The 22,595-nt window shown below is 41.0% G+C and carries 16 protein-coding genes; 9 read left to right on the forward strand and 7 right to left on the reverse strand.

Annotated features, from left to right (window positions below):
* Positions 1 to 184: 184 nt before the first annotated feature.
* Positions 185 to 418 carry a hypothetical protein gene (locus AAW12_RS26350; RefSeq protein WP_046676375.1) on the reverse strand — a complete coding sequence of 78 codons (234 nt, stop codon included), beginning with the start codon at positions 416 to 418 and terminating at the stop codon, positions 185 to 187.
* 270 nt (positions 419 to 688) lie between these two features.
* Here AAW12_RS26350 and fbp point away from each other — a divergent pair, with 270 nt between their 5' ends.
* Both fbp and AAW12_RS22305 read left to right on the forward strand, forming a co-directional pair.
* Complete coding sequence (gene fbp, locus AAW12_RS22300) at positions 689 to 1,699, forward strand: class 1 fructose-bisphosphatase (RefSeq protein ID WP_046675871.1); 1,011 nt, start codon at positions 689 to 691, stop codon at positions 1,697 to 1,699.
* Between the two features lie 114 nt (positions 1,700 to 1,813).
* On the forward strand, positions 1,814 to 3,262 hold the full coding sequence (locus AAW12_RS22305) for a L,D-transpeptidase family protein (protein ID WP_053003932.1): 1,449 nt from the start codon (positions 1,814 to 1,816) through the stop codon (positions 3,260 to 3,262).
* Positions 3,263 to 3,303: 41 nt separating this feature from the next.
* Here AAW12_RS22305 and AAW12_RS22310 read toward each other — a convergent pair whose 3' ends face one another.
* Entirely contained in the window at positions 3,304 to 4,836 is a 1,533-nt protein-coding gene (locus tag AAW12_RS22310) for a DUF3943 domain-containing protein (protein WP_053003933.1), read from the reverse strand.
* Positions 4,837 to 4,936: 100 nt separating this feature from the next.
* Here AAW12_RS22310 and AAW12_RS22315 point away from each other — a divergent pair, with 100 nt between their 5' ends.
* Positions 4,937 to 6,469 carry a SulP family inorganic anion transporter gene (locus tag AAW12_RS22315; protein ID WP_046675872.1) on the forward strand — a complete coding sequence of 511 codons (1,533 nt, stop codon included), beginning with the start codon at positions 4,937 to 4,939 and terminating at the stop codon, positions 6,467 to 6,469.
* Here AAW12_RS22315 and AAW12_RS22320 read toward each other — a convergent pair.
* The 4 genes from AAW12_RS22320 to AAW12_RS22335 form a co-directional block, all read right to left on the reverse strand.
* A complete protein-coding gene (locus AAW12_RS22320; RefSeq protein WP_046675873.1) occupies positions 6,453 to 7,061 on the reverse strand; it encodes a methyltransferase domain-containing protein in 609 nt (202 codons plus the stop codon). The genes AAW12_RS22315 and AAW12_RS22320 overlap by 17 nt on opposite strands.
* Positions 7,062 to 7,140: 79 nt before the next feature.
* Positions 7,141 to 10,167 carry an efflux RND transporter permease subunit gene (locus tag AAW12_RS22325; RefSeq protein ID WP_046675874.1) on the reverse strand — a complete coding sequence of 1,009 codons (3,027 nt, stop codon included), beginning with the start codon at positions 10,165 to 10,167 and terminating at the stop codon, positions 7,141 to 7,143.
* Between the two features lie 36 nt (positions 10,168 to 10,203).
* A complete protein-coding gene (locus tag AAW12_RS22330) occupies positions 10,204 to 11,136 on the reverse strand; it encodes an efflux RND transporter periplasmic adaptor subunit (protein WP_046675875.1) in 933 nt (310 codons plus the stop codon).
* A 2-nt stretch (positions 11,137 to 11,138) separates the two neighbouring features.
* Entirely contained in the window at positions 11,139 to 12,362 is a 1,224-nt protein-coding gene (locus tag AAW12_RS22335) for a TolC family protein (protein ID WP_053003934.1), read from the reverse strand.
* A 442-nt stretch (positions 12,363 to 12,804) separates the two neighbouring features.
* On the opposite strand from AAW12_RS22335, the gene AAW12_RS22340 reads away from it, so the two are divergent.
* The 6 genes from AAW12_RS22340 (at position 12,805) to AAW12_RS22360 (ending at position 21,232) form a co-directional block, all read left to right on the forward strand.
* Positions 12,805 to 13,263: a hypothetical protein gene (locus AAW12_RS22340; RefSeq protein WP_046675877.1), complete on the forward strand. Its 459-nt coding sequence runs from the start codon at positions 12,805 to 12,807 to the stop codon at positions 13,261 to 13,263.
* 252 nt (positions 13,264 to 13,515) lie between these two features.
* Positions 13,516 to 14,787 carry a glucose-1-phosphate adenylyltransferase gene (locus AAW12_RS22345; protein WP_046675878.1) on the forward strand — a complete coding sequence of 424 codons (1,272 nt, stop codon included), beginning with the start codon at positions 13,516 to 13,518 and terminating at the stop codon, positions 14,785 to 14,787.
* Between the two features lie 61 nt (positions 14,788 to 14,848).
* The gene (locus AAW12_RS26845; RefSeq protein WP_197084180.1) at positions 14,849 to 14,932 is read left to right on the forward strand and encodes a hydroxyisourate hydrolase; all 84 of its coding nucleotides are present in this window, start codon (positions 14,849 to 14,851) and stop codon (positions 14,930 to 14,932) included.
* Positions 14,933 to 15,050: 118 nt separating this feature from the next.
* Positions 15,051 to 15,827 carry a phosphatase PAP2 family protein gene (locus tag AAW12_RS22350; RefSeq protein ID WP_053004026.1) on the forward strand — a complete coding sequence of 259 codons (777 nt, stop codon included), beginning with the start codon at positions 15,051 to 15,053 and terminating at the stop codon, positions 15,825 to 15,827.
* 378 nt (positions 15,828 to 16,205) lie between these two features.
* Positions 16,206 to 19,451 (forward strand): SusC/RagA family TonB-linked outer membrane protein, encoded by a 3,246-nt coding sequence (locus tag AAW12_RS22355; RefSeq protein WP_084823289.1) that lies wholly within the window; start codon positions 16,206 to 16,208, stop codon positions 19,449 to 19,451.
* Positions 19,452 to 19,462: 11 nt separating this feature from the next.
* Positions 19,463 to 21,232, forward strand: coding sequence for a RagB/SusD family nutrient uptake outer membrane protein (locus AAW12_RS22360; RefSeq protein WP_046675879.1), 1,770 nt, complete (start codon positions 19,463 to 19,465; stop codon positions 21,230 to 21,232).
* A 109-nt stretch (positions 21,233 to 21,341) separates the two neighbouring features.
* Here the strand turns inward: AAW12_RS22360 and AAW12_RS22365 are convergent, their stop codons facing one another.
* Positions 21,342 to 22,271 (reverse strand): metallophosphoesterase, encoded by a 930-nt coding sequence (locus tag AAW12_RS22365; protein ID WP_046675880.1) that lies wholly within the window; start codon positions 22,269 to 22,271, stop codon positions 21,342 to 21,344.
* Positions 22,272 to 22,595 lie beyond the last annotated feature (324 nt).

Here is a 22,595-nt window from a genome sequence, read left to right on the forward strand (position 1 = left end):
TTTTGTAAAATTTCCCGTTGATAATATGCTTTCAATTTGCCCCCATTTTCTAGGTCGAGCCAGCTTTATAGTCTTCGGGAGACGGAATGTGATGTGAAAAACATCGAAATCACGCTATGATAAACACAATCGAACTATGTTTTGTTTGCTTGGGGGTAGTTATGGGGGTGGAATATCTCGTTGATTAAGCTAATAGCATCACTTGGGGATGTTTGATCAATGTATTGATGCTGACCTGCTCTTTCAGCAATGCTTCGTGAAAAGGTGCCGGGATCATCAGTTTAAATGTTTTTTTTGTGGTTTTGACCATGAATAGGGCGCCGTGAACGACCTGTTTATCATCTATGATCAACGTGTGCTGTTTTACCAATTGGCTTCCCAATTTTTCCTTTTCGATGAGCTGTATAAGTTGTTGCATTGTATCAGAATATTTAGCCAAAATTACCAAATACTTAGCATTTATTGTTTTTTTTTCTAATCGTCGCTCTTTGAAATTTATCCACTGCTTTCCACCTTTTATTATCTTTTTAATAGCTAATAATCGTTTTAGCAAAGAAGAGTTTTCAAAACTTAGCGCAATCGATTGCGTATTTAGTCTGCTAAAATGCTAAATATGAGCAGCATGTGTTTGCTAAAGTTTGTTTAACTTTTTTAGCTTTGTGCAACAAATATCCAATAAAACAATATTATGAGTGGTATAACTACACTAGGTCAATTTATCATTGAAAAACAGGCCGATTTTCCATATGCCAAAGGGGAACTTTCTAGACTCTTGCGCGATATTGGAATTGCGGCAAAAATTGTAAATAGAGAGGTAAATAAAGCGGGATTGGTTGATATTTTAGGCGATGCAGGACAGGTTAATGTGCAGGGCGAGGGACAAAAGAAACTGGATGTTTACGCTGATGAACAGTTTATCAAAGCACTTCAAAGTGGGGGCGAATGCTGTGTAGTTGCCTCAGAGGAGCATGAAAATCCAGTTTACATCCAGTCAGGGGTTTCCAAAAATGCCAAATATATTGTGTGTATTGACCCCCTGGATGGCTCAAGCAATATTGATGTCAACGTATCTGTGGGGACTATTTTTTCCATTTATCGACGAATTTCTGATACGGGTGTTTCTTGTAATAGCAATGATATTTTACAACATGGAACGAAACAGGTCGCTGCAGGTTATGTGATCTATGGTAGTTCAACCATGTTGGTGTATACAACCGGAAAGGGCGTAAACGGATTCACATTGGATCCATCGATCGGCGAGTTTTGTTTATCCCATCCCGACATGAAAATTCCGGCTTCGGGCCAAATTTATTCAATTAACGAGGGAAATTATTCCAAATTTCCAAACGGCGTCAAGCAATATATCAAATATTGCCAAATGGAAGACAGTGCAACGCAACGCCCCTATGCGTCACGGTATATCGGCTCAATGGTCGCCGATATACACCGCAATCTCCTCAAAGGGGGCATTTTTCTTTATCCAACGACTTCTGCACACCCTAATGGGAAACTGAGATTGATGTATGAGTGCAATCCAATCGCTTTTATCATCGAGCAGGCCGGAGGTAAAGCCTCGAATGGATCTCAGCGTATACTAGATATTGAGCCAAAAACTTTGCACCAACGATCAGCAGCTTTTTTGGGCAATACCGATATGGTGGAATTGCTGGAAGATTTTCTGAAAAAATACAGTGATTGATTCTGTAGTGATTCAATGACAGGTAAGATTCTTTAGACCATAAGAATTATTTATCTTTGTCCCCAGAAAATGGCTTCATTATTGCGAAGCCATTTCTTTTTCACGATTTGTAATATGTTACGATTTTTAGTTTTTATTTCATTTATTTCAGTAGTATTTTTTTCTTGTAAAGATAACCCTCCAACTTATGGCGATGTGCTGGCGAAGGAGTTTGAAAATAAGTCCTATAAGGATTTTGACACAGCTGCTTACGTAAAAGTCTTCCGTGACGTGTATGCTAAGGAAAAATCCCAATTGGTTAATCCGAGCTGGATGAAGGAATTATCGGATTCTACTGAAGGGATGACTTTAATTGCCGAACATCTCTTTGATGGTAGTATCGATACTATGATTACTTACTTCGAGCGAAGCGAAGAGCATGGTATTCGGACCAGTTATTTCCATACGGCTGCGATTAAGGAAACGTTGTTTTCGCTTCGAAAACTGAAGGGCAAAGATGTTGCCGAAGTTTATCCTTTATTGGCGAAGCTTGACTTATTGAGCACTGATGGACTCGTGGCTTATATCAGCAGTATCAAATATGGTGTGGTCAATCCCAAACGCCTTTATGGAAGGTATTTCGTTCCTCAAAAACGTATGAGCTATGGCAAAGTTGTCAACTTATTGGACAGCGTGAAAATCGGAAACGTCTTGGCCGATATACAGCCTAAAAATCAATATTATGCTAGATTTCAAGATTTGTTGGAAAATGGGAATCTAAACAGTGCACAACGAAGCCAGGTGTTAATGGTATTGGAAAAATTGCGCTGGATGGGGGATGCTTTTCCGGAGAAATATGTATTTGTGAACATACCTGAACAGCGTTTACATATCATGGAAGATGGGAAGACAAGCCAACTGATGAATGTGTGTGTGGGTGAAACAGACAATCCGGCATATACGCGGAAAGGTGAGAACCATGAGACGCCTGTGATGCAGGGGATGTTGGATGCCATGCAAGTTAATCCGGTATGGAATATTCCAAGCAGTATTGTTAAGAAAGAATTATTGGCAAGTGTTCGGAATAATCCAAACTATTTGGCGTCGCGCAATATGGTGGCTTATTACAAAGGTAAACAAGTGGATCCTACAACTGTCAATTGGAATTCGGATTCTGTGGAGAATTTTCGTTTCAAACAGAATCCCGGTTCGGATAATTCATTGGGGAATGTAAAGTTCCTGTTCGAGAATCCCTATTCTATTTATCTACATGATACGCCGGCAAAACAAATGTTTGGGCAAAGCAACCGGGCGGTCAGCCATGGTTGTGTGCGTGTAGAAAAACCTGTGGATTTGGCTTCTTATCTTGTCAATAATGAAAAACAGGCCGAAAAAATTGCGAAAGAAATTACGACAGATTCCATTTCAAAGTCTCGCTGGGTAACACTAAAACGGCAGATGCCAGTTTATATCACGTATTATACAACTTGGTTGGATGACGAAGGTAAAATTGTTACTTATCCGGATATATACGGGTACGACCCGCGTTTAAAGGAAGCGTTAAAGAAGTATTGGACAAATTGATGAGAAAGGCTTAACCAAATGCGTTAAGCCTTTTTTTATAGTTAATATTCAGAGTTGTAGGCTAGGGCTATCCGGACAAAAGGATAGTCTTTGTTTACGTTGTTATGGTCTTGATAACGACCTTCCAATCTAAAGTAACCAGAGTAAAGGTTGACACCAAAGTTCTTCCAGATACGCATTGAAGCACTCGTGGATGCCGTATGAAGAAAATGGTGGGATTTGTTACCACTGATTGTGACAAAATATCCACCACGATAATCTACACCAAATTTAAAGCGGTTCAATGTGCTCAATGTAGCCGAAGCCCTAACATCAGCTCCGGGTCCGTAATCGTATGTGCGGCTTTCACCAAAATGGAGGTAGGGATCAGGTACAGCGGCCAATACCACCGGACCACCACCAAGAATGGTTGTCAGCTTGGTACGGCTACCAATATTGAAGTTTGAAAAGACATTGTAATTGATGCTCTGGGATCCGTAATAAAAAGCTTCATTGCGCAGAAAGTCGAAATGTGCAGACACGATACCACGGTGGCGTCCTGTTAAATTGGAGAGAATACGGTTTCCATATAGCGAAGCATAGACATTGACCGCATTGACAATGGAACTATCATCTGATCCGAGTTCCAAATTGAGGAAGAAGTCATCAAAGGGTTTCTTTTTGTCTATATCATTGTTGGTGTAAATCAGTTTGATACGTGCATATACGTCATTCTTTCCTTTATTTAAGATGTCATGTTCTTTGGCATCAAACCGTCTTAGCCCCAATTCGACTTCGGTGTGCACTAAAGAACTGTCGATAACAGCTCCCTTGACCTTATCTCCCCAGCGCCCATCGAGCAATCGGTTGAGTCCGTTTATCGGATTGATCAGCATGGCCAGTAGTTCTTTTTTATTACGTTGTCCTTTAGTTAGGCTTGGTCGTGAAAGAATATGATGCGATAGTCTATGGGTCATTTCACCTAAAATAGTACCCCCAAAGCTTGTGTTGATGATATCATTGATGGATGGGGGTTCGGTTTCACCTGCAGTTTCCCAGATATAGCTACCAGCTACGGTTGCAGCTGTTGATTGTAGAAAACTATAGTTGTTGGATCGGAAGGAATTGAAATAAAACTGACCGTGATAAGGGTGCGCCATTTGATTCGTTGCAAAAAGATTGTCGTCCCAGGTCCAGGCAGACAGTTTTAAATGGCTAAAGAAGTTTTTAAAGGAAATATGGGAAACAGGATCTTTTCGAATGAAGTAATTAACCGAGGCAGGAATAGCCTGGATGGAGAACCACTCAATTCCCGCCCTTAAGAAGTTCTTTTTTTGGTAATCAAATAGACTGTCTGTTTGTTTTACATTGATACGATGATTGTTCCATGGTTTTGGCTGCTCGCGGTGGAACAAGTGATTTTTTTCGACTGATGTCGCTCGAAATAGGCTATCTGAATTCATTAAAGAGTCTCTTGCTGGAAGGAGTGCTGCCTTACTTGGTCCTATATTCCCGAGCTGGACAAGCACCCAAAAGATAAATATAAAGAGACTATAGTGACGTTGGTTAATGCGTTGTTTGATCGAAATGAACATACTGTTTTGCGATAAAATTTGTAAAGAATAACAAATATAGGATAAAAGTGTTTGTGCGATTAGTACCTTTGCAGCAATTATCCTGTTCAAGTAATTAGAAATGAACAATACCTTTGAAATATTCAATATAAAATCGATCAATCTTAAGAATGAGTTGTTTGCAGGATTAACGGTCGCGATGACGATGATTCCGGAATCACTTTCGTTTGCTATTTTGGCTGGATTACCGCCTTTAACGGGACTCTACGCAGCATTTTTAATGGGTTTGATTACTTCCGTTTTGGGAGGCAGGCCAGGGATGGTCTCTGGAGGTGCTGGTGCAACAGTGGTTGTTTTAATGGCCCTGGCGGCAAGTCACGGTATTGATTATCTTTTTGCTGCTGTCGTCTTGGCGGGGCTTCTACAATTTTTGGTCGGACTTTTTAAATGGGGGAAATTTGTACGCTTAATTCCGCAGCCTGTGATGTACGGTTTTTTAAACGGACTGGCCATCATTATTTTTATGGCGCAAGTGGTCCAATTTAAAGAGAATACAGGATCGGGGGTGGAGTGGATGTCGGGAAGTACCTTATACATCATGGGGGGACTCACTCTACTGACGATGTTGATCGTGATTGGATTTCCTCGGATCACAAAGGCAGTTCCGGCCTCTTTAGTCGCTATTCTCGTTGTGTTTGGCTTGGTTTCTCTTTTAGGAATTGATACCAAAAAAGTAGTAGATATAGCCTCTGTCAGTGGGACATTACCCCATTTACATTTACCCAATGTACCCCTGAGCTGGGAAACATTGCAACTGATTTTTCCGTATTCGTTGGTGATGGCCGGAGTAGGGTTGGTGGAATCGCTTTTGACACTAAATATGGTGGACGAAATAACCGCGAGCAAAGGAAATGCAAACCGCGAATCCATGGCGCAGGGGGTAGCCAATGCAATCAATGGATTTTTTGGAGGAATGGGTGGATGTGCCATGGTTGCTCAAACACTAGTCAATTTGAATGCTGGTGCACGCACGAGGATCTCTTCTTTTATTGGAGCCATGACCATCTTAGTGATTATTTTGGTAGGTGCTCCTTTCATTGAGCAGATACCAATGGCAGCGCTGGTCGGTGTGATGATGATGGTGGCAATAGGTACCTTCCAATGGGTGAGCTTGCGTATTGTCAATAAATTTCCGAAATCTGATATTTTTGTTGGTATTCTTGTCGCAGCGATTACGGTGGTTTTACATAATTTGGCACTTGCGGTGCTGATTGGTGTCGTGGTATCCGCACTTGTATTTGCCTGGGACAATGCGAAGCGCATTCGAGCAAGAAAATATTTGGATGCCGAGGGCATCAAGCATTATGAAATCTATGGACCTCTTTTCTTTGGTTCAACAGCTAACTTCTTGGATAAATTTGATGTTTTGGAAGATCCCGACCGTGTGATTTTAGATTTTAAGGAGAGTCGTGTGGTGGATATGTCCGCTGTGGATGCCCTCAACAAAATTACCGAACGCTATGCTGCACAAGGGAAAAAGATCGAATTGTGGCACCTCAGTGAGGATTGTCGCTCACTGCTAAAAGATGCAGCAGACATTGTGAAGGTCAATATCGTGGAAGATCCCACTTATCGGGTTATGCCGGACAAGTAGACAATTTTTTGCGCAGCTCAAAAAACAGTTCATTTCCCTGTCTTTGGGGAATACTATTGGTGGAATCTGTCAGGTGTAAAATGTCAAACTTAGATTTGAATAAGTGTTGGTATTCTGTTTGATCTCCACCGAAAGGTGGGCCTTGCTGCGCAAATTCCCGTTTAAACAATAAACCCATCAATATACCTTGCTGCTTGAGCAAAGTATGCATTTGTTGTACATAGTTGGGGCGTAACAAGGGATCTAGCGCGCAAAAAAAGGTTTGCTCAATAATATAGTCGTACTGGCCTTGATGCTCAAAGAAATCTTGACATACAATTTGGATGTTAGGGTTATTTTCGAATTCGCTTCTTACCTTTGCAACGAGCGTTGGGGCGATATCAAGTAAGGTAATTTGATTGAACCCCATGGCAAGGAGAGCCTTCGCCTCGTAAGCATTTCCACAACCGGGAATTAAAATCGCCGCATCTTTAGCAATAGACCCCGCTGCATAGTTGATGATTGCAGGGGATGCATAGCCAATATCCCAGCCTGTCGATTTGGTCTTATAACGTTCATCCCAATAGTTCTCATCCAATAGTGAAGAATCCATAGCTATTTTGTTCTCTATACTTTAGCAATTTACATAAATATTAGGTCAATAGCGTGCTTCTCTCCAATGAAAATTGCGTTTAGCTACCCTCTCGGAAGTTGATTTTATTAAGTAAGGTCGGAAAAACAATGAGCAATAGGGGCAAAGCCACGATAAATCCTCCAATAACTGCGATTGCCAGCGGTTGATGCATTTGGGCGCCTGTGCCGATACCCAAGGCAAGTGGCATTAATGCGATGATCGCGCCAATTGCAGTCATTAGTTTGGGACGTAGCCTTGTGCTAATAGCGTAGATGATTGCCTGGTCCTTTGTCTTGGTTGCCAAGGTTTCGTGAAATTGTAGATAGGTAAAAATAGCATTTTCGCCAATTATCCCGACCATCATAATAAGACCCGTATAGCTGCCAACATTGAGGGGTGTACCGGTGAGGAAGAGGAGTATAATCCCTCCGGAAATACCTAATATCGAAATAAATAATATAGTAAGCGCAAGCAAGAAATTCCGAAATAGAAATAGCATGATCGCAAAAACCAATAAACAGGAGATGAGCAAAATTGTCAATAACTCACCAAAAGATTGTTGCTGTTCGGCATAGGCTCCACCATAGCTAATGGAATAACCTGTTGGCAATTTGATCTGTAGATCAATTTGCTGCCGGATTGATTGGATGGTTCCCCCTAGATCCCCATTGTCCAATCGAGCGGTCACAATACCTAATGACTGAAGATCTTCTCTATTGATCTCTGCCGATCCAGCAGTAATTGTAACGTTTGCAAATTCACTCAAGGGCTTCAGTATGCCATTTGGGAGTGCGATCATGCTGTTGTTGATATCACTGAGCGACTGATTGGTACGTGAGTTATAAAGTAAACGTATTGGCGTGTATTGCACCTTATCAAAGATGTTGCCCACAATATTACCATCTAAGTTGGTCTGTAATTGACTTTGGAAATCGGCGAGAGAAATATTGTATTGTGCCAGTACAGGGAATTTAGGATTAACGATTATCGAAGGCCCGGCAATTATAATTCCGTCAAATACATCAGCAGTACCGTTAACTTTTTGTACAATGTTGGCTATTTTTTTTGAGTATGCCTGTATTGTTCTTTGGTCAGTTCCGAAGATTTTGATCTCTATTGGCTGGACGCTGCTCATTAGATCACCAAGCATATCACCGATCACCTGTCCAAAGTCAACTGTCAAAGGCAGCCCTGATGCTTCAATGCGATTTCGTATCTCGTCGGTGACTTCATTTGTTGTTTTATTACGCTGTTTTTTTAGTTGAATAAGATAATCGCCTCGATTCGGTTCCGTAATAAAAAAGCCCATTTGTGTGCCCGTTCTTCGGCTATACGCTTCTACTTCCGGTGTAGCGGTTATTATTTTTTCAACCTGTTTCAGCTCTCTGTCTGTTTCTTCCAGCGAGGTTCCGGGAGGTGAATTATAATCAAGAACGATACTGCCCTCATCCATTTCGGGTAGAAAACCGGTGTCGATCTTTGGCAAGATTACCATTGCACACAGTATTAAAATAATGATGAACGAATAACTTAACCAAGGGCGGTCTAAAAAAAATCCCACCCATTTCCGCTCTTTGACATCATGATGTTGCGCTGGCTGCCGTTTTTTTTTCTCGGATGAAAAAAAGAGATAAATTACAGGAAGTAAAATCGAGCTTGCAAAAAAGGAACATATAAGCGTTAAAATCATGGTGTCGGTCATGACCTTGAAGTAGGCTCCAGCTACGCCGCTCATCAACATAAATGGTAGAAATATCACGATCGTACTAAGCGATGACCCGATCATGGCTTTTAGTAAGTAATTTATGGCTTTTTGTACGAGTGTTGTGGCCGTTTCTTCAGGATGTTCTTCGTGTGTACGGTGTATTTGTTCTACAACGACAATGGCATCATCGATGATAAGTCCGATAGCAGCTGCAATAGCTCCTAATGTCATGATATTAAACGATTGATCCATGGCGTAAAGCGATAAAATCGTCAATGCCAGTGTTATCGGAATGGTTATTAGGATAACCAGGCTCGCTTTCCAGGAACGTAGGAAAATAATGGCTACTATAATTGCCAATACGAGTCCGATCCATAAAGCATCTGTTACGCTTTTTATCGAATCTTTTACAAAATCTGCCTGAACATAGTAGGGTTTTAAGGTAAGGTCTTTCGGTAATGTTTTTTGTAGCGCACTGATTTTCGCTTCCATGGCTGTTGTCACGTCGACAACGTTGGCGTTGGGTTGTTGGATGACCGCGAGCAAAATACTCTCTTGTCCATTGGCATTTACCTTTATGTACTGTTTGGCTTGGTGTACCATAATTTGAGCAATATCCCCCAGCTTAACAATCCGATTGCCATCGTTGCTGATGACCAAATTTTGCAATTGCGCTTCATTGCGGATTTGAGCATCGGTCAAGGTCAGGTATAGAAAGCGGAAATCAGCAGAGTAGCCATTGGATTTAATAAAATTTGTACTATTGATGGCTTGTTCTATTTTAGTGGAAGTGATACCCAATCGCGCCATCATCTGCTGGTTCATTAGCACCCGGTATTCTTTGTCCTGACCGCCGATGATCCGCACTTCACTGACCCCGGGAACCTGGGAAAGATAGGGCTTAATGGTGTATAGGGCAAGTTGCTTTAGTTCAATTGGATCAACTGTATTTGAGTTTAATGAATAGCCGATTACGGGTAAAATGGCAGGATTCATTTTCTCTACAGTGATATTGATATCGCTAGGCAATTGGTTACGTATCTGGTTGATACTACTCTCTATCTGTTGCTTGGCCAGATCAATATTCATATCCCAGGACATGAATGCCGATATTTCGCAACTCCCTCTACTGGTCGTACTTTTGAGTAATTGCAAATCAGGCACTTTTTTGATTGCATCTTCCAGTATTTTAGTTACGCCTACAGTCATCTGGTCAATAGGTTGTTGTCCGGCGTCTGCGATAATCTTTATTTTTGGGAAAGTGATCTGCGGAAATAATGCCGCGTGAATCTTGGAATACGCATATATCCCGCCCATAATGATCATGAGTATCGAAACAAAGAGGGGGATTTTATAAGTAACAAAGAATGATTTTTTCATGAGAAAATGCTTTTAGGTATGTTAGAACCCTATTGTTTATCGTTTTCCACCTGTTCTGATATGTACTGCAGCAGTGTCTGCCAGTCCGAAATTTCCGGATATTAACACGCGGTCTTTAGTTGTTAAATCACCTGACTTCACTTGAATAAATTTGTCCGTTTCGATACCTTTTTCGATTATCGTCTTTATTGCGGTCGAATCATTCAGGAGTTTCATGACCCAGAAAGAGGTTTGTCCTTCGTCGCTCAATACTGCCAGTTTGGGAACCGAAAGACCATAATCGAGATTTTTTGAGAAACTAATTGTTCCAATAAGATTCTCGGGAATATCATTAGCAGAGACTTTTAATAAAATCTTTACTGTTTGGGAGATTGCATCCGCCGTTGGCATGACCTTCGCTATTGAGCCTTGCAGAATAATGCCGTCCGGTAAGGCAATAGGTAATATTTTTTTACTCTTCACGATCTGAAGGTATTCGTAAGGAACGTCAACCACAAAACCAAAACTATTCGCGTCGGTTATCGTGGCTAGGATTTCACCATCTTGGACGTAATCGCCGATTTGATGGTTAAGCATAGCGACGTATCCGGTTGCTGGGCTTACCACAGTGGTATTACCATTAAAATGAAACGACGGATCCAGTTTATTGATTGTATTGCCCAGCGCCCGGGCCTCTTTGGTCTCCAGACCGAATAATAACATTCCTTTGTTGACATGATCGGCCATTTTTATGGTAATTTTTGTAATATAACCATTGGCGTTAGCCTTGACATCGGACTTTAATAGATAAGATGCTGTTGCATTCAGTGTGACCACATTGGCTAGCTTGGCTGTGTCCGAGGGGAATGCAATGCTGACTTCGGTTGCCGGTTTTATGATCGGATCAGCTATGTTCGCATTTTCACTTTGCCCTGAATGACAAGAAAACAGCAAATAAGAACATATGAAAAGAGCTAGGACATGTTTCATAATTATTGGATGATGAGGTACTTCATCTGATTTTTAAGTGTATATAATGCATTGCTATATTGGATAATATTTGCTTTTAGGTTGAGGAGATTATTGATGGACAGGATAAAATCCACCATTTTTACGTCTCCGGTGGGTAATTGTTTTGCATTCGCCTCAACTAAAGTCTTCGCATATTCTATTTGCTGTGTGGCCATTTCTAACATGTTATCATAATGTCGTATCTGATTCTGTAGACTGAAAACTTCTTGTTGATACTGGTTCTGCGTTTGTTCGAGGTATTTCTTTCGGGTTTGTAAAGCAAGGTTGTTTTGCTGCAATAATAGTTGTTTCTGATGTCCGTTATAAATTGGTAAAGAGACTGAAAGACCGATACTCATACCAAAATTGTTAAATGGGGTATGTGTGAGCGACGATTGGTAGCCACCATCTGAAAAGGCATTCACCTTTGGTTTGTAGTCATATGCAATAACCATCGCATCATTTGCCAGTTTTGTACTATCAGCTTGAAATGATTTTGTATAAATACTTTCCTGAAAAGAAGGGAAGAGGGATATTTCTCCCATATCGGGAGGGGGGAGCGCATGAAAGTTGGTATCGATAATTCCCGATAGATAATTGAGCAAAGCATAGTTATTTTGCCAGTCCGCAGTCTGCTGTTGTAGTGCGAGTTGATTTTGTTGTAATGTAACCTTAAAAGAAAGGTAGTCTGTTTGTTTAAAAGTTGCTTTTTGTGTCAGTTTTTGTAGTACTAGATCTTCTTTGGACAATAGTGCAATAATTTCAGCGCTCAAGTCCATCTGTTTTTGACTGGTATATGTAGTGATGTATTGATCTGTAATCTGCCTGTTTAGTGTTTGAATCGCAAGGTCTTTTTGCGTGATAACTTGAGCGATACTACTTTTGTAAGCCTTGAGTCTTGTCGCGAGATTGTTCCGGCTGATAAATTCCCGCGAGACACGTACGCCTGCAAAGATTGATTGGCCGTTCGTTAGTGCATTGTCATAGCCCCAGCCTTTGCTACTGGGCGCATAGCTCGCATTACCTTCAGCAGTGACAATAAATCCATAGGTAGCGCTTAATTTCAGGCTATCAATACGCGTGGAGAGAATTTGATTGTTGTAGTCTGTCAATAGGGGGCTATTGAGCTGGGCACTTTTGATAAAATATGTCAAATTATTGCTTGTCTGTGCATGCGCCAGACTAAAAAATAGCAATAGTGCCATGACTATTGAATAAACTCGGGTTACTTTAAAATAGCGCATACCTTTCGTTTCCGCTCATATTTAAACAAATGTCTCCACGGCAATAGGGGCTTAAATTAACGCCATTCAAGCAGGAGGGTTGATTTACAAGACAAATTACAGATGGATTTGGTAGAAATTTTGAATTTTGAACGATTCAAGCAAATTTGAGATATACCATTATTATTGAAGATGATTATAATTATCTCTTTAAATAGTTATTTTTGCCGCTGGTATTCAAATTTGAGTAGATTTCTTAAATCGATGGATCGATCATGTGCTGCTGATTTGCACTATTGTGGTCAACGTTCGATTGGCAAGACGTCGTATTGGAGCAAAGTGTTGTAATTCACTTGCGTTCCATACGATATTAAAATTTATAGCGTTCAATTACTCTAGTAGGGCAAGTACCCTGTGTTTTTAGATGAATTATATTAAAGTAGTCTTATTTATTGTTTTATTTCTAATTGTTGGTCTTGCGTATGCTAACCAAGATTGGAATGGTTTGGAGAGCGCGCATCACTATATCGGTTATGTGCTGTTAACTGTCTATATATCAGGATCAACTATGTTTGTCTACAAACCTCTTAAAGGAGATAGAAAATTGAAACGACATTTTTTTATCCGCTTTTCTGTGGTTTGTATCGCCTTCCTGCTACTTCTTGTCCCATATTTGATTCTTAAGCAACAAAATGATGGTTTGGGAGCAGGATATTTACTCTATTTTATGACAGTCAGTCTTGCGGCACCCTTGTCTATTTATGCCTTTATTGAGATCCTATGGTTATTTACGCAAAAGAAATATCCGCAAATAGGTATTAATCTATTGCTTGTTGGTTATATCTACTGCCTTTTTTTATTCAGTGGTCTATTTGGATATTAAATCTACGGGAGACACGGACTTGTAATCATCGTCTTTTAATCGGTTAACATTAAGAATGGCTCTGTTCGTTTTTCGAGGATTACCTTTATTGTAAAAAGAATCAATGATCAAAATTGCTGTTTGCTTCTTATCCGAAAAATTGCTAATTTAATAAGGATTCTTAAACCTGAATTTAAAGGATCTCGAGCGTAAACCTGATCAGGTCCCTGTTCTTGAAGATAATAGTTTTATAACCAATTAATGGATTGAGGTATGATACACAAAGTAGTTTCCCTTGTATTGGGAGGAGGTCGAGGGTCGCGCCTTTTCCCATTGACGCAACAGCGTTCGAAACCAGCGGTTCCAATAGCTGGAAAATACCGTTTGGTCGATATTCCGATTTCGAACTGTTTGAATTCAGGCTATAATAAGATCTTCGTACTGACGCAGTTCAATTCAGCCTCTTTGAACACACACATCAAAAATTCTTACAATTTCAGCATTTTCAGTAAGGGCTTTGTCGACATCTTGGCTGCAGAGCAGACCAATGAGGGCGATCGTTGGTTTGAGGGGACAGCCGATGCGGTAAGACGAACGCAGAAGCATCTCCTGAATGTCGATTACGACTACATTCTTGTATTGTCCGGTGATCAATTATACCAAATGGATTATTCAAAGCTGATTGATTTCCATGTTGAAAATGGAGGCGATGTTACCATCGCTACGATACCAGTCAATGGTAAAGATGCTACGGGATTTGGTATTTTAAAAGCGAACGAAGCGAATGAAATCACTGCCTTTGTCGAAAAGCCCGATAAGGATGAAGTATTAAATTGGACCTCAGAGGTTTCAGCGGTTTTGCATAAACAGGGAAGGCATTATTTGGCATCCATGGGCATTTATGTTTTCTCGAAAAACATATTGCGCAACCTTTTGATCGCCAACCCGGGGATGGATTTTGGTAAAGAAATTATACCTGATGCTATCGAAGCACTTCGGGTATTGAGCTATCAATTTGATGGGTATTGGACCGATATCGGGACCATCAAATCATTTTTTGATGCCAATATCGGATTGACAGATGATATTCCGGACTTCAATTTGTTTAATGAAACCGTGTATACACGTGCGCGGATGCTCCCGCCTTCGAAAATTTCGGGTACAACGTTAAATAATACGGTAATTGCCGATGGATGTATTTTAAATGGCGATAAACTGGAGAGGTCCGTTATTGGGATACGTTCCCGTATTGGTGAAGGAACGGTTATTAAATCGACCTACATGATGGGAACTGATTACTATGAGCAGTTGGAAGAAGTATTGGAATTGGGAAATACACAAAAGCCACCACCGGTAGGTGTAGGTAAACGTTGTTATATCGAAAATGCAATCTTGGATAAGAACTGCCGAATTGGAGATGACGTTCGTATCATTGGTGGACCGGGTTTGAATGATGGTGATTTTGATACGCATATGATCTGTGACGGGATTGTTGTTGTGAAAAAAGATGCGGTCATTGCCAATGGCGTGACGATAGGACTTTGATCATACATAAATTTTAAATCTAAAGCCCGCTGTTCATATCAATTCATGAAACGGCGGACTTTTGTTTACGCTTTTTGAGCAGACACATCTTCATGTGCCGATTATGCTTTCGCCCTACGGCTATTCAGCCTATAAGGGAAGCTGACCCTCTGACGAAGGTGGATGGTGCAAGATGCTTAGTTTCCGAGTTGACAATGCCCGGTATCTTTTTTACTGGATATTTTAATATTATCTTTGCACACGATAAAATAAATACGGATAAAATGAGCACTTACAAAAGATACTTTGTTTTTTATTGTATCCTGGTTTTACTTTTTGTAGTACCGGCTACCTCAATTGCCCAAATCCTGTCGGAACAACCGTCGGATTCGAGCAGCGGATCTCATTTTTTTAAGAAAGTTCCTTACAAGGAACTGGCTGTTCCTGTAGGACTAATCACCTATGGTGTCGTTGCCAAAGGAAATCCTTTTTTAAAGGGGATAGATGAAGACATTAGAGACGGCGTATCGAGGGGGACTAGCCGAAAAATTAAGTTGGACGATTTCACCCGCTTTGCTGGAACTGCCGGAGTATTTGTTTTGGACGCGGTAGGGGTGCCTGCCAAACATAACCTTAAACAACGCCTGTTTACGACAGCTGTTTCTAATATTATCATGACTTCAACCGTGAAAATTATGAAATCCACCATTCCCGTATGGCGGCCTGATAGTTCAGCGAATAATTCCTTTCCTTCAGGGCATGCTGCAGCTGCATTCGTTGGTGCCGAACTGCTTTGGCAGGAATATAGACAGGAGTCAATTTGGTACGGAATAGCAGGATATGCTGTTGCAGCAGGTACCGGTTATCTGCGGATGTACAACGACAAGCATTGGTTCTCGGATATCGCTATGGGAGCTGGGGTCGGTATCTTAAGTACTAAAATCGCCTATTGGTTGCTCCCGTTGGTAGACAGTCGATTACAGAATTCGAAAAAGAGCTATGTTGTACTTCCAACATATAACGGGAGACAATTTTGTTTAAACGCTAGTTTACAGTTTTAGACTCTTATTTTTTTTAGCCCCATTCGGGGTCTCTACATTGATCGTACTCAGCTTGCCTGAAAACAAAATTTCCTAGATAGTATTCGTACAGGGATGTAAATTCACTTTAAACCCCTGTATTCACCACAGTTTTTAGGTGTTCTACCTGAAGATCGGCACTGCTGTGTCAACCATTTCCATTCCCTATTTCAGCATGTAACGTTTATGTGAACTTCTGATTAAAAAATCATGTTAATTTCGTAAATAAGAATTTGTTTTTTAAATTTAGTAGACAATCTAATCCACTTTTGCTGTTTTTTACAAAAAGAAAAGCAGGCTAAGTAAATAAACCAAAGTTGAGCCTGAGGGTTCTTTATTATTTTAAACCAATTTGTAATTATGATGAGAAATTTTTTTCTTCATGGAAAGGCGAGACCCATTAGCCTTTTGGGGCTCTGCCTGCTGTTTAGTCAGCCTGATTCTTACGCACTGAATCTGGATCCGATCAATGCTATTGTCGATCAAGATCAGGTTACAGGGATCATCAAAGATGAGAAAGGTCAGGCATTAGCCGGCGCTACCATCACCGTCAAAGGAACATCCGTTCAAGCATCCTCCAATCAACAAGGTATTTTTTCTATTCGGGCCAAGCGTGGTGATGTTTTGGTCGTGAACTACCAGGGCTTTACAAAGCAGGAGGTAGCAGTTTCCGCAGGCAACATCAGTGTTGTTATGGTTTCGAGTGATCAGGCGCTTGAAGAGGTCGTGATCATTGGGTATGGTAAGCAGCGGAAAGGGAATATCACCGGTTCCGTCGCTACCGTAAATGCAGAACAGCTAAAAAATATCCCCAGTTCAAATCTTTCCAATTCACTTGCCGGTAGGGCAGCGGGGGTCAATGTCACCAATACTTCGGGGATGGCTGGAGCATCGTCGAGCTTGCGTATCCGGGGGAGTTTTGCCGAGCCACTTTATGTAATTGATGGTGTGGTCCGCGATAAAGCTGCATTTGATGTGCTTGAAGCGAACGAGGTTGACCAAATGACCTTCTTAAAAGATGCAGCAACTGCCGCAGTGTATGGCACCCGGGCGGGTAATGGCGTTGTCGTTGTGACGACGAAAAAAGGAACAGCGCAAGCACCAGTTTTTAATGTACAAAGTAATTATACCTTTAATACGCCAACACAGGAACTTCTTGCGAATTTAACGACTGCACAAGATGAGCTCACCTATCAAAACAGGGTCGCCGAATTTCGCGGTCTTTCCATCCCAAATGGACAAAAAGAGTTTGATTATTTCAAGGATAAAAATTATAATGCCAACGATGTCATCTGGCGAAATCCATTTACCCATCGGCAATCCATATCGGTCAATGGTGGTGGCGACAAAATTACTTATTATAGCTTGCTGAGCTACCGCAAAGAAAATGGATCCTATAAATCTTTGGACCATGAGAAGTTCAATTTGCGCAGCAATATCTCCGCGCAGATTACCGAAGATTTTAGCATGGATTTTAATATTTCAGCTAACCAGACCAACTCGAAGCGCTTTTTTTGGCCTTTTAGCACATCTTCCAATGATGATGATTTTGATGTATCCGATTTCTACCGTGTTACCTTCAACTGGCCAAAGATGTATCCGTTTTACCTGAATGCAGACGGAACTCCGAGCAATACGCCAACGGCCTATCCCGTACAGACACCTATGGGAAGCTGGCAGGCATGGAATGTGATCGATCAGGTCATCGGGGATCGTTATATCGACCGCAAAGTGCGGCAGGTCAATCCAATTATGAGCCTAAACTTGAAGCTGGATAAATTGGTACAAGGTCTATCGACAAAACTTGTGGGGAGTTATCTTGCCAGTGACTATATGCGCAAGCGCTATATGAGCTTTCAAAAAAACTACACCTTTACTTCACTGAATCCAAATGACAACCGCTTTATACCGGCCCCACCTTCGGAAGCGAATATCAATATCTTTACTTTTAGTCAGAGTCAGCCTTTCATGGATTACAGCCCACAACGATTGTGGGAATATCAGGTAAACTGGTTTTTAAACTATAACCGCAAATTTGGTAAACATTCCGTCGATGGGACATTGGTTTATGAGCAGTCCAAAAAAGGAGGGACGTACGTTACTTCACGGGCAGAGAATCCGATTACAGCCCTGGATCAGATGTTTATTTATCCTACAGATCGGAACTTTAGGTCGACAACTGCCAATGAAACAATTGATTCAAGACGCGGCGTGATTGGGCGTGCTAATTATAATTATGCAGATAAGTATATTGCGGAGTTTTCTTTCCGCTACGATGGATCACCTTTGTTTCCTAGCGATAAACGGTGGGGCTTTTTTCCTTCAGTCTCGGCAGCCTGGCGTGTATCGGACGAGAACTTCTTTACGGATATAAAGAATACGATATCAGACTTGAAGTTCAGAGCTTCTTACGGTACAACGGGTAATGATTTGGATGTAAATGCTAATCGAATCGGTCAGTTTGGCTATCTGGAAAAATATTACAGCTCTGGTGGCTATATGTTCGGAGATCGCTATTACAATGGTATTGCGTATGGTGCAACACCGACGCAGAACCTCACTTGGACGACTTCTAAAAGCGTCAATCTCGGTTTGGATTTTGGATTTATTAAGAATAAGCTGACCGGTAGCCTAGATCTGTTTTCACGTAAGGAAACGAACATCCTAGGACCAAGATCACTGAAAGTTCCGGATAACTATGGTCGCGCACTTGCTCCTGAAAACTATGCCGCAAGAAGTTACAAAGGCGGGGAGATTTCGTTGAACTGGAATGATAAGGTGGGCGAGGTGACCTATGGGCTCAATGGGAATCTGGGTTATGCAAAAGACCGCTGGGATATCATTGACGAGGAACCGGCGTATGCTGCCGGCCAACCGCAGAACTTTCGTTCCAGAATTGGGCGGCCAGAAAATAGAATTATCGGCTTAGAGGCACTGGGTTTAGTAAGGACACAGGCTGAAGCCGACGCACTGAAAGCAAAAGGATTTAAGACCTACGGAAGGGATCCTTTTCCTGGGATGATCTTATATAAAGATATTCAAGGGGCGAACTACTCAGGAGGTCCGGATGGGAAAATTGATGATAACGATTTGCAGTTATTGTCGGACAATAATTCTCCGCGCATCAATTACGGGTTTGGCTTCAATGCGAGCTGGAAAGGCTTCTATGTCTCGACATTATTTCAGGGGGTTCTTGCTTATGATCGGATGATCAGCAATCAAGAAGGTGGTGGAATGCGTCAGCATGGCGATACTTTCCGTCCATATTACCCGATTTGGGCTTCCGATGTTTGGACGCCGGATAATACCAATGCGAAATACCCTCGTCCAACAGGCTATTCTGGTTGGGCTGAGTCTGGTGCAGCTCCTTCGTCGTTCTGGATAAGAAATGGAGCCTATCTGCGTTTACGCGATGTTAACGTGTCTTACCGATTGCCGAAAAGCATGACCGAGAAGATCCGTGTAAAAGATGTCAACCTGTTTTTCAATGGAACCAATTTGTTTGTTTTTTCGCCGATGAAAGAATTCCATGACCCGGAACAAAAGCTGTATGATTCTTATCCAGTCATGAAAACCTTTACGTTTGGACTTGATGTTAAATTTTAAATGAAAAAAAGATGAAAAAAATATATTATCCTTTAATAGCGTTGGCTCTGTGTATGTCTTCCTGTAAAAATGTGCTGGACATTGAAGATCTCAATTCGCTGGATGAAGCCAAGGTATGGGCCGATCCAAATCTAGTCAACGGCTATCTTGCCAATCTATATCCACTATTTGGCAACTGGAACGCTGGTGCGGATGGAAATTCGGAACAACTAATTGGCATCGCTTTCCCCTTGGATGCGGTCACCGTCAACAACGGTTCTTACAAATCCTGGGACTATACAACCATCCGAAAAATTAATACGGCGATACAGAAAGTTGGTGAAAGTACTGTGCTAAAAGCGGACTTCAAAAATGCGGTGATTGGGCAGTCTTTGTTTCTCCGTGCCTATATGTATTTTAATATGGTCAGGATTCATGGTGGGGTCCCTTATATTACGGTACCTCAAGATTTAAAAAATGATGATCTTAATGTACCCCGCAATTCTACAAAAGAGTGTTTTGATCTGATGATCAAAGATTTGGATCAGGCTATTTCCTTACTGCCAAAAACGATTGCCAAGGGTACGGCAGATTATGGAAAGGTTGACGGTGATTTTGCGGCAGCTTTTAAAGCGAAAGTATTGTTATATAAAGCTTCACCCCAGTTTAATCCTTCCAATCCTTATGGAAATGCTTATTGGCAGGAGGCCAACACTGCGAATAAATTGGCTTATGAGCAACTTAAAGCGGATGGCTATAGTTTGACTCCAGATTATTCCAATATTGCGCTGGTTGAAAAAGGACCAGAGGTTGTTTTTGCTGTGATTAATACTTATCCAAATAAAGTCGCTAATTGGGATAATGGAGTACGACCAGGCTCCGAAAGTAGAGGGCCAGCGGGTTCCGTTCCATCCTGGGAATTTGTAAAAGCTTTTCCAATGAAAGATGGAAAGCTTTATTCCGATCAAACGGGCAAATACTATAAGACAGAAGATCAATTTTTGCAATCCTATTGGGAAAACCGCGATCCGCGTTTTGATAAATCCATTGTGTGGAATGCCAAGATTTATGAAGTTTCAGGAAAGACCGGCAAACGACAATACACTTCTGTAGGTATTGCTCCGGCTTTAGATGACTTTGGTATAAACCCTAACGCAAAAACACCTTCTTCCAATTTGGATCGATATAGTGGATTTTTTATCTTAAAAAACTCTAAATTATCATTAAAACAGACCGAAGTGGAAACCCAGTATGATGTGGATTTTGTGTTGATGCGCTATGCCGAAGTCCTGTTGAATTATGCTGAAACAGCAAATGAAACCGGAGACTTTGCGACAGCCTTAGATTTGGTGACACAGATCAGAAAAAGAGCGGGTATAGAACCTGGTGCGGATAATAAATATGGTATTGCAGCGACTACGAAAGAGCAAATGCGTGAAGCCATTTTAGCAGAGCGTAATATTGAGTTCTGCTTTGAAGGACATCGTTTTTGGGATTTACGACGGTTACGTAAGTTAAATATACTAAACAATACGACAAAGCATGGAGTTGAAGCTATTGCGATCAATGCTAATGGAACTGAAATGAAACTGGAAGATGCAAATGCATTGGCCAAAACATACACGTTGAAAGAGAATCAGTTTAAATATAGTGTCTTGCAGGTGCCAAGTACAGGAAACAAAGTGAACCTGGTACCAGATACCTATTATTTCTTTCCAATAGCACAATCAGTCATTGATAAAAATCCGAATATCAAGCAGAATAAAGATTGGGGCGGAACATTTAATCCAACCTTAGAATAGTGTATTCACTAAACCCATTCAATAAAAAACACCCTCAACGGCTTTCGCTGTTGGGGGTGTTTTATTTAAATTTCATTTATGGCGAGTTTTTTAATCGCCCGATTGAGCCTTATTTGGATGATAATTTAAAAACTCTTGAACTGAGTCTACCCTGGCCTTTGATTTTGATTTCTTCCGGATAAAGCTCCAAAAGACCATAGGCATTGCTTGTAGGTGTTTCGATCATACCTTCCATGGTTACAAAAGGAATATTGTTTACCATCACATAATTGCCTTTATGATTATGACCGGAAAGTACCAGTTTAACTTCTGGGAATTTGTAGAGTATATCAAGAACTGGCCTATTATTGAGTGTTTCATAACCATTTTCTGGCAATAAGGGATGATGTGTCAATACGATCACATGCTCCTTATTTTTCCGCGCTTGGGCAAGTTCGTTTTGCAACCATAGGAGTTGTTTATGATCAACTCCGCCATTCCAGGGTTGCGTATTTTTCCTTCCGTCTGCCTGTAGGCTACCCACCAAGGTTTTCCATTCACGTTGGTCTGCTGAATTGGGCGTTGTGGCATATTCACTGAGCGCATTCGTATTTAAGAAAACAAATCGCCATTTCCCTTTTGTAAATGCGTAGTATTTAGCTGGCATCCCAAAAGTAGTGTGCAGAAGATCTGGTTTAGATACGCTGACATAGTCATGGTTGCCAAGTAGACAATACATCGGTTTTTTTAAAGGGTAGAGATGTTTTAACAATACAGGTAGATCTTTTGGGCCTTCGTCGACAAGATCGCCAAGAACCAATGAAAAATCGACTTTATTGCGATTAAAGAAGTCTACAGCGGTATCGACTTTCATTAAAGAATTGTGGTAGAACCGGCTACCGTGGTCTGTTTTGTCTGCGTATTGCATATCGGCCATGATACCGATACGGAGAACCGGCCTGTTGGATTGTGCCATGCTGAATAAGCTTGGTAAAGAGCAGATGACGAATATGGAAAGAAACTTCCATTCCCGTTTGATTTTTAAACCAATCTGTTTCATTTTTTATAGCGTTTTAACATGTGTTTCTATAAGAATACAAGGTACTTGTTCTCTTCATGCTGTCTTATTGTTAGTCCAGGTGTGCTTGAACGTTAGCCTCGAATAATTGATTATAATGTTATCACGAGTATACGGAGAATGGATTAGAGATTCAAATAAAATGAATACACAAACGTTTGTGTAAATTGATGGATCCCTAACGAATTATAAATGGCTGCCAACATATATAAACTATCGATCTTTTAGCTTATTGTAATACCGTAAATTGGCGATTGTCGTGTTTAACGAATAAAAGGTTTAGGTAGATAGATAATATGAAATTGG

It is taken from the genome of Sphingobacterium sp. Ag1 (assembly GCF_000988325.1).
Classification (GTDB): Bacteria; Bacteroidota; Bacteroidia; order Sphingobacteriales; family Sphingobacteriaceae; genus Sphingobacterium.